The organism is Pseudomonas luteola NBRC 103146 (genome assembly GCF_002091675.1).
Taxonomy (GTDB): domain Bacteria; phylum Pseudomonadota; class Gammaproteobacteria; order Pseudomonadales; family Pseudomonadaceae; genus Chryseomonas; species Chryseomonas luteola.
On record NZ_BDAE01000002.1, the window covers coordinates 44,385 to 57,429 of the forward strand.

Genomic DNA, 13,045 nt, shown 5'->3' on the forward strand with positions numbered 1-13,045 from the left:
CGCTTTTTTGGTTTCGGGCCTATGATTCTAACCGTACCTGATAGCACTCATCGCTCAAGGGTTCGATTACGATGCGGACCGGGCAGAACCGCTGGATGACCTCGGCATTACTACGCAAATGCTCAGACGCATGCAGGCAGGTGAAACGGCCACTGCCCGCCAACAACAGGGGGAGCAAGAGCTGGTCCGCCAGATGTTCGCCTACGGCAGCGCCGCTGCGCTCGAAGGCGAGCAGTTCATCAATGGCGTGATTGGCGACTTGTTCTGCCCTGACGCGGCTTTGCCCGAACGCAGCAAACACCTCGGTAACCGCCTCGTACTGTTGCTCGATTAGCACTACATTTCCAGGCCCCTGCGCCTTCTGTAGCTGAACGGTATGCAGGTTGTCCTGAGACCAGCCCAAACGTTGTGTTACTTGGTTCAGCTCGCGCGTGCCTATCGACTCGGGCAGGCCCGCCAGAAGCGCTTGCGCCTGCTGGCTGACCAATTGACCACGGTCTTCCAATATCAGCGGACTCAACCTGCTGGGTTGGATCACTACCGTCATCTCACCTCCACCCGCAGGAGCAAAGCCATGACGGATTAGGTCCAGCTCTATATGGGCGCCCATCCGTTTCAGTAGCGGCAGCCATGCTTTTTGCAGGAAGTCGACTGGCGGTGCAGCAGGGTTGTGCGTTCCGCCTTTCAGTCTCAGGCGACTGGGAGCAGGTGCCTTGAGCAGGGCGGGCAACACGGTCTGCAGGACAAGTACACAGCTGCCTGCCGTGCTGATGGCAAATTCATAATTACCACCCTTGATTGCGCCAGGCTGAAAACGCAGACTCAGCGAGCCCAGCTCCGCACCCTCAAGCGTCGCATCGCATATCGCGGCGGCCGCTTGCACGGCCGTCAGGTGCTGGCGAAGCAAGCCAGGACGGCTCCGTTTCGCACGAATATTAATGATACTGAACGGCTGGCCGGTGATCATGGACAGGCTCAAGGCGCTACGCAGGATCTGACCACCGCCAATCGACCCGTCCAATTGTAGTTCTTCCATGGTTAAAACCTTCTTTGTCGTGCAGTTCAATCTGCTTTCATTCGTCCAGTGAAGCTGATCAGCCTTTGACGCATACCACCTGACGCAGAGTGTGTACCACTTCCACCAAGCTGCGCTGGGCTTCCATTACACGGTCGATGTCTTTATAGGCCATCGGGATCTCATCGATGACGTTGGCATCCTTTCGGCATTCCACATGTGCGGTAGCGCGTACCTGGTCCTCGACCGTAAACAGGTTCTTGGCCTTGGTCCGGCTCATGGTTCGTCCGGCGCCATGGCTGCAGGAACAGAATGACTCCTCATTGCCCAGGCCGCGAACGATAAAGCTCTTGGCACCCATGGAGCCGGGAATGATGCCCAATTCGCCCTTCTTGGCTGATACCGCCCCTTTGCGGGTAATCAGTACCTCCTGACCGAAATGCTGTTCTTTCTGCACGTAGTTATGGTGGCAGTTGACCGCTTCCAGGTTTGCCTCAAACGGCTTGGTGATGACCTTTCGGGCCGCATCGATCACTGCGTGCATCATCAGGGCGCGGTTCTGTTTGGCAAAGTCCTGCGCCCAGGCGACAGCCTCGACATAATCGTTGTAGTGCTTGCTGCCCTCCTCGAAGTACGCCAAGTCTTTATCGGGGAGATTGGCAATGTGCTGTTGCATGTCTTTTTTTGCCAGCTCGATGAACAGATTGCCAATGGCGTTGCCAACACCACGCGAGCCGCTATGCAGCATGAACCAGACCCGCTGGGCTTCGTCCAGGCAGACCTCGATAAAATGGTTCCCGGTACCCAAAGTACCCAGGTGGTTGCGGTTATTGGTCTTTTCCAGTTTCGGGTATTTATCGGTAATGGCCTTGAAACGCTTGGCCAGGCTGGACCAAGCATGATCGGCCATATCAGGTACGTTCTGCCAGGCGCCCTGGTCGCGGCGGCCAAAGGTCTTGCCGTGGGGAACGGCCTTTTCGATGGCGCTGCGTAGCGGTTGCAGATTGTCGGGCAGGTCTGAAGCCATCAGGGACGTACGCGCCGCGATCATGCCGCAGCCGATGTCGACGCCCACCGCCGCAGGGATAATGGCACCCACGGTTGGGATAACGCTACCGATAGTGGAGCCTTTACCCAGGTGGACATCCGGCATTACTGCCAGATGTTTGAAGATGAACGGCATCTTGGCTGTATTCATCAGTTGCTGTTTGGCATCGCCTTCGACCGGGACGCCTTCGGTCCACATCTTGATAGGCTTGCCGTTGGCTACTTCAAGAAGCTGATAGTTCTGCTTGTCCATTTCTACGCTACTCCATGGGTTGTCTGTGAGATGCAGGCAAATACGCTGCAACCTTCATATCCCTGGGTATAGCAGAGGGCGTGCCATTGTTTTAAAAGCGCCTGTCTTTAACTTTAACTTATTGAAATTTAAGGATTTTGTTGAAATTTTTTGAGAGAGGGCTGCTTGGTCTCTTCTGATTTACGATATTTTTATCTATCACCTTATAAATTTATATAGCCATGGCTTCCCTCTACCTTACGTCTCATGATTTAGTCATCCGGCATCTTGAGATGACGCCTCTGTTCGTTCATCAGCCGACCAGCTGTCGGTAAAACTTATCTTGGGCAGTTGCTTTACAAGAGATTAAGATGGACTATTGTGGTATGACGACATACAGCATATAACTATCGTCTAGAGTCACATCTAAGGTTTTATTGCGTAATTTTGTTGTAAGCGGCAATTCCATACTAATAAAAACAGGAAGCTGGTATGACAACTAAGTCTATTCTGCAGGCTAGATCTACATGGGTAACAGGCGCGTTGTTGCTGGCAGTCAGCACGAGCAGTCTGGCAGCCCATATGCGCGAAGTGGCGACGTCCGGCTGGGCAACCCAGAACGGTGGTACACGTGGAGGCTCTGCCGCCATGGGAACCGATATCTATACCGTACGTTCTGCCACCGAGCTCAAACAGGCGCTAAGTGCAAACGCTGCAAGCAGTGGGCGCATCATCAAGATTGTCGGAACGATCGATATCAGCGACGGGAAACCCTTTACCAGTACCAGCGACATGGCCGAACGCGGCCTGCTGAATGTTCCGGGTAATACGACCATTATTGGTTTGGGCAAACAGGCCGGTATTGTGGATGGGTTCTTCATGATCAAGCAGAACAACGTGATCATGCGTAATCTCACGATCGAAAATGCCTGGGACCCTTCGCCTACCTGGGATCCGGATGACGGTGATCTGGGTAACTGGAACTCGGAATTCGATGGCGTCACGATCAGCGGTGCCAGTAACGTCTGGCTCGATCATCTGACCTTTACAGACGGCGGGCGCCTGGACGATCCGAATGAGATCGGCAATGGTGTTCATATCCAGCATCATGACGGCGCTCTTGATGTAGTGTTGGGTGCGAACTACGTCACTGTATCCAATACCGTATTCAAACTGCACGACAAGAACATCCTGATCGGTAACAGCGATAGCCGCGGCACTACTGATAGCGGCAAGCTGAAAGTCACTATCCACAATTCGGTTTTTCAGGATGTAGGCCAGCGCGCGCCACGGGTACGGTTCGGGCAGGTGCATCTGTACAACAACCTTCATCTTGGTAGCACCAAGGACGCTGTTTATCCCTTTGTTTACGCCCACGGAGTAGGTAAGTCCTCCGCCATTCTCTCGGAAGCTAATGTCTTCGCGATTTCCGGTGTCAGCGGGTGTGACCAGGTAACGGCCAATTGGGGTGGCACGGTTTACAAGGATGTCGGTTCGCTCATCAATGGTCGGAAAATGACCTGCTCGTGGGATCCGAATATCGGTTGGGCTCCGCCGTATCGATACACCAAATTACCAGCTTCACTCGTACCGCTTGCCGTGCCTGTAAGAGCCGGTGCAGGCAGGATCAACTTCTAGCGAGCCAGCGTTCGTCTCGATTGGCTTTAAACATCCTTTTGAACATTAAATGCCTGAGCGTTATGGCTCAGGTTGCTTTCTCGAAGATGTCTTTGTTCAGCCTAATAGCAATATGCCGGTATTTAGATTGTTAGATTTATAAATGAGCGGCAGTGAACCCAACGTAGGAAAAACAAGATGAAGATGAAGTGTGGGCAACTCAAGGTATTAACGTTGAGCGCGGGTCTGTTGATGTCTGTCATGGCCTCGAGCAGCTTTGCCGCCGACGTACTGGAAGCCGCCAGTACCGGCTGGGCTACGCAGAATGGCGGTACAAAAGGCGGCGCGGCGGCGTCGTCGGTCAATGTCTACACCGTACGCAATGCAACAGAACTCAAGAATGCGCTGAAAGCCTCCGCCAGCAGCCGTATCATCAAGGTCTCCGGCAAGATTGATATCAGTGACGGCAAGGCCTACACCACGACCAGCGACATGAAAAGCCGCGCACAACTGAACGTACCGGCTAACACGACCATTGTGGGCCTGGGCTCTACTGCGCAGATCGTTAACGGGTTTTTCATGATCAAGGAAAATAACGTGATCATGCGCAACCTGACTATCGAGAACCCATGGGACCCAGTGCCGGTCTGGGATCCGGATGATGGTAGTCTGGGTAACTGGAACTCGGAGTTCGATGGCGTCACCATCGAAGGGGCCAATAATGTCTGGATTGATCATCTGACCTTTACTGATGGCAGCCGTCCGGATGATCCAAACGAGATCAAGAACGGGCGACATGTACAGCATCACGACGGTGCGCTGGACGTAAAGAAGGGCGCCAACTACGTGACCATTTCCCATACCATCTTCAAGCTGCACGACAAGAATATCCTGATCGGCTCCAGTGATAGCGCCAGCTCGACGGACAGCGGAAAGCTCAAAGTCACCATTCATAACTCGATCTTCGAAAACGTTTCTCAGCGTGCCCCACGTGTGCGTTTCGGGCAGGTACATCTGTACAACAACCTGCATGCCGGCAATACGAAGGATCCCGTCTACCCGTTCTACTCGGCCCATGGTGTCGGCAAGTCTTCAGCGATTCTGTCCGAGGCCAATGCCTTTAACATCAGTGGTATCAGCAGCTGCGACAAGGTCACTGCGCAGAACGGCGGCTCTGTCTACAAGGACGTTGGTTCATTGATCAACGGCGCCACGATGAGCTGTTCCTGGGGCGCCAATATTGGTTGGACGCCCCCTTACAAGTACACCAAGATGGCCGCTTCGCTGGTAGCTTCCAGCGTTCAGTCTTCTGCTGGCGCAGGCAAAATCAGTTTCTGATTGACTGCTGACGATTCTGGCCCCTCTGGTGCTTTTGCTAGAGGGGTTTCTTGTCTACCACACAAGCCGTTGTGCGTCGTTTATCGGCCTGCATGTCATGGAACCTCGACGCGTCGACAGACGAAAGCAGAGACGCTACTCATTTTGGTTGAGAGCTATCTTTAGAAATCTAAAAATTCCAATATGACATTATTGCAGTGAAACTCATTTGCGTTGAGCCTGCGTGCGCGTTACAGACACTAAACAGTAAGGACGTGTACATGACCATGAAATCAGGCTCGCTCAAGAAGCCGGCTTTACTGGGCGCAGGCGTGGTGCTGTTGACCGCGGCCGCCAGTACCTTTGCAGCGGATATGCGTGAGGCGGCCAGTACAGGCTGGGCTACGCAAAACGGGGGAACCAAGGGTGGCGCAGCTGCAGCCTCCGCCAATATCTATACCGTACGCACCGCCAATGACCTGAAGAATGCGTTGAAGGCCTCGGCCAGCAGCCGCATCATCAAGGTCTCTGGCAAGATCGATATCAGTGAAGGCAAGGCCTATACCAGTACCAGTGAGATGAAAAAGCGCGCTGAGCTGGTTGTGCCTGGTAACACCACAATTGTGGGTCTGGGCTCTACTGCGCAGATCGTCAACGGGTTTTTCATGATCAAGGAAAACAACGTGATCATGCGTAACCTGACCATCGAAAATCCATGGGACCCCACACCGGTTTTCGACCCGGATGATGGCGATGCCGGTAACTGGAACTCCGAGTACGACGGCGTCACGGTGCAGGGCGCGAGTAACGTCTGGATCGACCATATGACGTTTACCGACGGTAGCCGCCCTGATGATCCGAGCGAGATCAAGAAGGGTCGCCATGTGCAGCATCATGACGGGGCGCTGGACGTGAAGAAGGGCGCCAACTACGTCACCATCTCCAACACCGTGTTCAAGCTGCACGACAAGAACATCCTGATTGGTTCCAGCGACAGTGCCAGCTCGACCGACAAGGGCAAGTTGAAGGTCACTATCCATAACTCGGTCTTCGAGAACGTTACGCAGCGTGCGCCGCGTGTACGGTTTGGTCAGGTTCACCTGTACAACAACCTGCACACAGGTAACACAAAGGACGCGGTCTATCCGTTCTATTCCGCCCATGGAGTAGGCAAGTCATCGGCTATCCTGTCCGAGGCCAATGCCTTCAACATCAGCGGCATTAGCAGTTGTGACAAGATCACCGCCAAGAATGGCGGCTCTGTCTACAAGGACGCCGGCTCGCTGATCAATGGCGTTTCCATGAAATGCTCATGGAATTCCAATATCGGTTGGACGCCTCCTTACAAATACACCAAGATGGCGGCTTCCCTCGTGGCTTCCAAGGTGCCTTCCGAGGCTGGCGCAGGCAAGATCAGTTTCTGACCCGTCTGACCGCCATCTGCCTTTAAGGGGGTGGCGGTTTTTTGCCTATCTTCTCGCCTTTTCTATCCCTTCCTGTCTGGCATGCTGCTTTGCGCGCGATACATCCATTTGCATGCTTAGCCATCTAAATAGTTAATAATTATAACGTTCGATAATCGATCGTTAAGACCGTTAATGTCTTGACGGTAGGCAGGCTGACGTTAAGTATCCAAAAGGCAAGCACATAGAGATGAAGCCAACGGCATTCATCCAAAAGTTAATAATAAAAACAATATGGGCTAGTCTATGTTCATTCGTAACGATTCACCCGCTTACCCTGCGTTATTCACCTTCCGTATTCATACCGTTTTTCGGCTACCTCGGCACGTTAACGACGTGTCGCTGCTCTCCGGCTGACCAAGACCTTTCGTTTTCCAGCACTGATCCACAACAACAATAAACAGGTATCGGTCATGTCCTTATCGCTTTCCTGGCATGCCGGCGCGCTGGCGCCCTCATGCCTTGCTGTTGCGTTATCCGGAGTTTCCCTGGCGGTTCAGGCTGCCCCTTCGGTGGTACTGGAGCAGTCACGTCCTGCGCCGCTCGATAATGCTTTGGAAAAAGCACGTCCTCTACCACCCGGGCCGCCTCGCTGGGCGGAGGACTATCGGTTTCTGGACGACGCGTCCAAGCGGAGCGACTTTTTTGATCCGCTCCGTTATCAGCGGCTGTCCGATTCAGCCTGGGTCCAGTTTGGTGCGGAAGCGCGCTACCGGGCGGATACCATCAATAACCCCGTCTTTGGGCTGCGTGGTGTGAACAAGGATTCCTACACTCAGCAGCGGCTTCAGGTCCATGGTGATCTGCATCTCTTGGATGACCAAGTCCGTGCGTTCGTCCAGCTGGAAAACACCCGGGCTTGGAACAAGGCGCTTTACGGGCCGTATGACCAGAGCAGGACGGAGCTGCATCAGGCCTTTATCGACATCAATACCAATACCTTGGGCGGGCGGCTGATGACGCGGGTAGGGCGCCAGGAGCTGGGTTACGGCAACCAGGCGTTTGTTACCTACCGTGATGCACGCAATATCCGGCTCAATTTCGATGGGGTACGCCTGAGCTATTCCCGTCCCGGCGGCTACAAGCTCGATGCCTTTGGCTTGCGTCCCGTCGAGACAGGCGAAGACAGCTTTGATGATGGCTCCAACAATAACGTCAAGTTTTATGGGTTGTACGGCACGCTACCGCTGACAGCCATCCTGAAAATGGATGTATACGGATTTGGCCTGGAAACCAACGAGCGCACCCTGGATGGGCTGACCGGAAGCGAAAAGCGCTACACCGGAGGCGTGCGGCTGTTTGGTAAGCAGGCCGGTTGGGACTGGACATGGGATCTGGCCTACCAGGGTGGTCATCTGGAAGGGGCGCGTATTCGTGCCTGGGGTATCAGCAGCGAGACGGGATATAACTTCAGGCAGCCCTGGAAGCCACGATTGGCGGTGCGTTTCGATGCAGCCAGCGGTGATGACCGCTTTGGTGATGACAAGATTGGCACATTCGACCCATTGTTTCCCAAGAATGGTTTCTATGGAGATTCGGGGCTGACCACCCTTTCGAACATGTATCTGATCGGCCCGCTGCTGACATTCGCCCCACGCCAGTATCTGCAGCTGGAAGCCGGTGCCTTTGCCGTCTGGCGTGAAAGCACCCGCGATGGCGTCTATCTGCCGGGCATGTCCTATGTGCCGGGAACGCCCAACAGCTCATCGCCCAAAACGGGCAACCTGTTTCGCAACAATCTGCGCTGGCTACCGACCGCCAACCTGACCGTGGACCTGGAATACAGCTATTTCCAGGCGGGTAAGGCCGTGCGGCAGGCCGATGGCTCGGATACCCACTTCGGCATGGTTTCAACAACGTTCCGTTTCTGATGCGCCTGACCCATGAGGAGGTTTCGCTATGACTACGCTCGGGATGGCTGATGCCCGTACACGCCTGACCATAGGGTTGTGCTTTGTAGTGGCTCTGCTGGAGGGAATGGATCTGCAGGCCATGGGCATCGCAGCGCCCAGTATGGCTGCCGCGTTTGGCTTCAAGCCGGCGCAGATGGGGCTGGTCTTCAGTGCCAGCATTCTAGGCTTGCTGCCGGGGGCCTTTTTAGGAGGTTGGTGCGCCGATCGGATCGGGCGCAAAAAGGTGCTGATTGCCTCGGTTGTGCTGTTTGGTCTCTTTTCGCTGGCCAGCGCTCATGTCTGGGATATGCAGAGCCTGTTGATCGCACGCTTCATGACCGGCATTGGGCTGGGTGGGGCGTTACCCAACCTGATTGCCCTGTCCTCCGAGTCGGCCGGCGAGCGTGCCCGCAATACAGCGGTAAGCCTGATGTATTGCGGTGTACCACTGGGTGGTGCGCTGGCGGCCATTGTTGGTCTGCTGGAGACCGGGCTGGGCTGGCGGACGGTATTTTATGTAGGAGGCTTTGCGCCGCTTCTGGTGGCGCCCCTGCTGGGCGTGTATCTGATGGAGTCATCGGCGTTCGTCAAAAGCCGGCAGGCGGCCCGGGCAACCGAGCAGTCCATTCGCACTTGGGATGGCCTCTTTTATCAGGTAAGGGCATCCACCACGCTGATGCTGTGGGTCAGCTACTTTTTTACCCTGACGGTGATGTACATGCTGCTCAACTGGCTGCCATCGCTGCTGGTTGGGCAGGGGTTCACCCGCAGCCAAGCCGTGACGGTTCAGATCCTGTTCAATATCGGTGGCGGTATCGGCTCGGTCCTGTTCGGTCTACTGATGGACCGCTGGAAACCCCGAATCGTCGTGGTCGCCATCTACGCCGGTATCTTGGCCGGACTGGCGGGGCTTGGGCTTTCGAGCAGCTTTGCCGGGGTCATCATGGCGGGATTCCTGGCGGGCCTCTTTGTAGTAGGCGGCCAGTTGGTGCTGTATGCGCTGGCGCCTCTGGTGTATCCGGCGGCCGTACGAGCGACCGGGGTGGGCTCAGCCGTGGCGATCGGACGATTAGGCGCCATGGCCGGTCCGCTCCTGGCCGGTCAGGTACTGGCCATGGGCGGCGCGGCATCGACCCTGGTCATCGCAACAGCCCCCGGCGTGCTGATCGCTGCGGCGTCTGTGCTCTGCCTGCTCAACCGACAGGCCGCCAAGCCGGTCAGCACAGGTGTGCTGGCAGGTGAACCGGCTCATTAAGGAGAAACCATGTTCAGATCTCTATGGGTAGCCGCCTTGTTGACGGCTAGCACGTTACTGTCAGGCGTCTCGCTGGCAGAGGAAGCACGGGAAAAGCCTGCCTTTGATCCGCCGCCGCTTGGGTTGGAAAGATTGGCCCGGTTTGAGGTCGATCTGACGGCGCCTGTCTGGGAGCTTGGCAAGACGAGCGAGCTGGGCAAACGCCGAATCATCCCGATTACCGGTGGCCGCTTTGAGGGGCCATCGTTCAAGGGAGAAATTCTTAACAACGGCGCGGATTGGCAGGTCGTGACCGACGATGGGCTGGCCATCATCGATACACGCTACCTGCTCAAGACCGATGACGGCGCACTTGTTTACCTGCAAACCAAGGGGTACCGCTACGGTCCGCCAGAGGTGATGAAGGATGTGGCCGCCGGAAAGCCTGTCGATCCGAGCAAATACTTTTTCAAGGTCACGATGACATTTGAAACCAGTGCCGAGAAGTATGACTGGCTCAATCGGGCCATTGGTGTTGGCAGTGCCATGCGCCTGGGCAAGGCTGTGGTGTATGACGCCTATCTTCTCAAATGATTGATTGGACTAACTATTTAGGTGACGCCTCGAAACATGCCAAGAGGAGACCGGATCTTGGCGGCATAGGAGGGGCATAAATAATTGTAAAAAGCTAAAAATAGTTAATTGACATAACTATTTTTCTGCCTTAGCTTGGACTCACAAGAAGCACAACAACAAGGGTTCCGCCATGAGCAATTACGAAGGTCGCTGGAAAACGGTAGAGGTGAGGGTCGAAGAGGGCATTGCCTGGGTGACCCTTAATCGTCCCGAAAAGCGCAACGCCATGAGCCCGACGCTGAACCGGGAAATGCGCGAGATTCTGGAAACGCTGGAACAGGATGCCGATGCCGGGGTAGTGGTACTGACCGGGGCCGGCGATGCCTGGACAGCAGGCATGGACCTCAAGGAGTACTTCCGCGAGGTGGATGCAGGCCCTGAGATTCTTCAGGAAAAAATCCGCCGTGAGGCCTCCGAATGGCAGTGGAAGCTGCTGCGAATGTACAGCAAGCCGACCATTGCCATGGTCAACGGCTGGTGTTTTGGCGGTGGCTTCAGTCCACTGGTGGCCTGTGATCTGGCCATTGCCGCCGATGAGGCCACGTTTGGTCTCTCCGAAGTCAACTGGGGTATTCCGCCTGGCAATCTGGTGAGCAAGGCGATGGCGGATACAGTCGGACATCGTGAGTCGCTCTATTACATCATGACAGGGCGTACCTTCGATGGGGTCAAGGCTGCCCAGATGGGGCTGGTCAACAAGAGTGTCCCGCTGGCGCAGTTGCGCGAGGAAACCGTCACCCTGGCGCGTGAGCTGCTTGAGAAGAATCCGGTGGTGCTGCGGGCGGCCAAGATCGGCTTCAAGCGCTGCCGTGAACTCAACTGGGAGCAGAACGAAGACTACCTGTACGCCAAGCTTGACCAGGCTCGCCTGCGCGATCCCGAGCATGGCCGTGAAGAAGGCATGAAGCAGTTCCTCGATGAGAAAAGCATCAAGCCGGGTCTGCAAACCTACCGTCGTTAAAACGCCGGATACCCTTGTGCCTGTGTAGCCACTGAGCTGCCCAGGCGGGCGTTCGGACGTATGCTGTTATGTGCAGTTCCTGACAATTACAAAAACGAGGATCGCGTCATGTACGAGGTTTCCCTGCTGATTGGTGGCCGTCACGTGCAGGCTTCCAATGGGTGTCAGTTCGAGCGTCGCAATCCGTTGACCGAGCAAGCCGTCACTCGCGCAGCCGCAGCCAGCCTTGAAGACGCTGATGCTGCTGTTGCGGCGGCCCAGGCAGCGTTCCCGGCCTGGGCGGCGCTGGGCCCTAATGAGCGCCGGACACGCTTGCTCAAGGCTGCTGAACTCATGGCCAGTCGCGCGGATCAGTTCGTAGCGGCTGGACAAGGCGAGACGGGCGCCATGCCCAACTGGTATGGCTTCAATGTCCATCTGGCCGCAGGCATCCTGCGTGAGGCGGCCTGCATGACAACCCAGATCACCGGACAGATCATCCCTTCCGATCTGCCTGGCTCGATGGCCATGGCGGTGCGCCAGCCCTGTGGCGTGGTCGTCGGCATCGCACCATGGAATGCGCCGGTCATCCTGGCGACCCGTGCGATCGCCATGCCGCTGGCCTGCGGCAATACTGTAGTACTAAAAGCCTCCGAACTGTGCCCGGCCGTGCATGCCCTGATCGGTGATGTGCTTCATGAAGCCGGGCTGGGTGACGGAGTGATTAACGTTATCCACAACGCACCAGAGGATGCGCCGGCTATCGTCGAGCGACTGATTGCAAACCCGGCGGTACGCCGCGTCAATTTCACGGGCTCCACAAGAGTAGGCAAGATCATCGGGGAGCTGGCAGCGCGCCATCTCACCCCGGCGGTGCTGGAGCTGGGCGGCAAGGCGCCGCTTCTGGTGCTGGACGATGCGGACCTGGATGCTGCGGTAGAGGCTGCTGCCTTTGGTGCTTTCTTTAACCAGGGGCAAATCTGTATGTCGACCGAGCGGCTAATCGTGCACGAGTCCATTGCCGATACGTTCGTGAGCAAGCTGGCCGACAAGGCCAGAACGCTGCTTGCAGGCGACCCGCAGGCTAGTACCTCGGTCCTGGGGGCGTTGATCGACCGGGCCCCGGCCGAGCGCCTGCAAACCCTGATGGATGACGCCCTGACCAAGGGCGCACGTCTGGCGGCAGGCGGAGAGATCAATGGCTGCCTGATGCAGGCCACTGTGATCGATGGCGTAACGCCCGACATGAAGCTCTACCGCGAAGAGTCCTTTGGCCCGATGGTGTCAGTCATTCGGGTAAAGGACGACGAAGAGGCGCTGCACGTGGCCAACGACTCCGAGTACGGCCTGTCTGCCGCCGTGTTCAGCCGCGACGTGAACCGCGCTCTGGGGCTGGCTCAGCGGATCGAGTCCGGCATCTGCCACATCAATGGGCCGACAGTGCATGACGAAGCCCAGATGCCGTTCGGCGGTGTGAAAGGCAGCGGCTATGGCAGTTTTGGCTCGGCGGCTTCGGTCGAGCATTTTACCCAGCTGCGCTGGATTACGCTCCAGACAACGCCCCGACATTACCCCATCTGAACCCACGCTATTCCTGGCAACAACAATGACAACACCGGCCTGAAACAGGCTGGCCATGCATGGGGCTTGAT

At 56.2% G+C, this 13,045-nt stretch carries 10 protein-coding genes; 8 read left to right on the top strand and 2 right to left on the bottom strand.

Going from position 1 to position 13,045, the window contains the following annotated elements; all coding sequences use genetic code 11:
- Positions 1 to 19: 19 nt before the first annotated feature.
- Both rtcA and PLU01S_RS02625 read right to left on the bottom strand, forming a co-directional pair.
- The gene (gene rtcA, locus PLU01S_RS02620; RefSeq protein ID WP_074821822.1) at positions 20 to 1,036 is read right to left on the bottom strand and encodes an RNA 3'-terminal phosphate cyclase; all 1,017 of its coding nucleotides are present in this window, start codon (positions 1,034 to 1,036) and stop codon (positions 20 to 22) included.
- Positions 1,037 to 1,094: 58 nt separating this feature from the next.
- Positions 1,095 to 2,315 carry an RtcB family protein gene (locus PLU01S_RS02625; RefSeq protein WP_074821825.1) on the bottom strand — a complete coding sequence of 407 codons (1,221 nt, stop codon included), beginning with the start codon at positions 2,313 to 2,315 and terminating at the stop codon, positions 1,095 to 1,097.
- Positions 2,316 to 2,786: 471 nt separating this feature from the next.
- Between PLU01S_RS02625 and PLU01S_RS02630 the strand changes: the two genes are divergently transcribed.
- The 8 genes from PLU01S_RS02630 to PLU01S_RS02665 all read left to right on the top strand — a co-directional run bounded on the left by PLU01S_RS02630 (position 2,787) and on the right by PLU01S_RS02665 (position 12,974).
- Positions 2,787 to 3,932: a pectate lyase family protein gene (locus PLU01S_RS02630; RefSeq protein ID WP_074821827.1), complete on the top strand. Its 1,146-nt coding sequence runs from the start codon at positions 2,787 to 2,789 to the stop codon at positions 3,930 to 3,932.
- A 177-nt stretch (positions 3,933 to 4,109) separates the two neighbouring features.
- Complete coding sequence (locus PLU01S_RS02635) at positions 4,110 to 5,249, top strand: pectate lyase family protein (RefSeq protein ID WP_074821832.1); 1,140 nt, start codon at positions 4,110 to 4,112, stop codon at positions 5,247 to 5,249.
- 260 nt (positions 5,250 to 5,509) lie between these two features.
- Positions 5,510 to 6,652, top strand: coding sequence for a pectate lyase family protein (locus PLU01S_RS02640; RefSeq protein ID WP_010795917.1), 1,143 nt, complete (start codon positions 5,510 to 5,512; stop codon positions 6,650 to 6,652).
- A 452-nt stretch (positions 6,653 to 7,104) separates the two neighbouring features.
- On the top strand, positions 7,105 to 8,562 hold the full coding sequence (locus PLU01S_RS02645) for an alginate export family protein (protein WP_074821834.1): 1,458 nt from the start codon (positions 7,105 to 7,107) through the stop codon (positions 8,560 to 8,562).
- A 28-nt stretch (positions 8,563 to 8,590) separates the two neighbouring features.
- A complete protein-coding gene (mhpT, locus tag PLU01S_RS02650; RefSeq protein WP_074821836.1) occupies positions 8,591 to 9,838 on the top strand; it encodes a 3-(3-hydroxy-phenyl)propionate transporter MhpT in 1,248 nt (415 codons plus the stop codon).
- 9 nt (positions 9,839 to 9,847) lie between these two features.
- A complete protein-coding gene (locus PLU01S_RS02655) occupies positions 9,848 to 10,411 on the top strand; it encodes a DUF3237 domain-containing protein (RefSeq protein ID WP_010795914.1) in 564 nt (187 codons plus the stop codon).
- A gap of 172 nt (positions 10,412 to 10,583) precedes the next feature.
- Positions 10,584 to 11,414: a p-hydroxycinnamoyl CoA hydratase/lyase gene (locus PLU01S_RS02660; RefSeq protein WP_074821839.1), complete on the top strand. Its 831-nt coding sequence runs from the start codon at positions 10,584 to 10,586 to the stop codon at positions 11,412 to 11,414.
- Between the two features lie 108 nt (positions 11,415 to 11,522).
- Positions 11,523 to 12,974: an aldehyde dehydrogenase gene (locus PLU01S_RS02665; RefSeq protein ID WP_074822587.1), complete on the top strand. Its 1,452-nt coding sequence runs from the start codon at positions 11,523 to 11,525 to the stop codon at positions 12,972 to 12,974.
- The last annotated feature ends 71 nt before the right edge of the window (positions 12,975 to 13,045 follow it).

Excerpts from the sequence above, each read along its gene's own strand:
- rtcA (WP_074821822.1), bottom strand. The coding sequence starts at position 1,036 with ATGGAAGAACTACAATTGGACGGGTCGATTGGCGGTGGTCAGATCCTG.
- PLU01S_RS02625 (WP_074821825.1), bottom strand. The coding sequence starts at position 2,315 with ATGGACAAGCAGAACTATCAGCTTCTTGAAGTAGCCAACGGCAAGCCT.
- PLU01S_RS02630 (WP_074821827.1), top strand. The coding sequence starts at position 2,787 with ATGACAACTAAGTCTATTCTGCAGGCTAGATCTACATGGGTAACAGGC.
- PLU01S_RS02635 (WP_074821832.1), top strand. The coding sequence starts at position 4,110 with ATGAAGATGAAGTGTGGGCAACTCAAGGTATTAACGTTGAGCGCGGGT.
- PLU01S_RS02640 (WP_010795917.1), top strand. The coding sequence starts at position 5,510 with ATGACCATGAAATCAGGCTCGCTCAAGAAGCCGGCTTTACTGGGCGCA.
- PLU01S_RS02645 (WP_074821834.1), top strand. The coding sequence starts at position 7,105 with ATGTCCTTATCGCTTTCCTGGCATGCCGGCGCGCTGGCGCCCTCATGC.
- mhpT (WP_074821836.1), top strand. The coding sequence starts at position 8,591 with ATGACTACGCTCGGGATGGCTGATGCCCGTACACGCCTGACCATAGGG.
- PLU01S_RS02655 (WP_010795914.1), top strand. The coding sequence starts at position 9,848 with ATGTTCAGATCTCTATGGGTAGCCGCCTTGTTGACGGCTAGCACGTTA.
- PLU01S_RS02660 (WP_074821839.1), top strand. The coding sequence starts at position 10,584 with ATGAGCAATTACGAAGGTCGCTGGAAAACGGTAGAGGTGAGGGTCGAA.
- PLU01S_RS02665 (WP_074822587.1), top strand. The coding sequence starts at position 11,523 with ATGTACGAGGTTTCCCTGCTGATTGGTGGCCGTCACGTGCAGGCTTCC.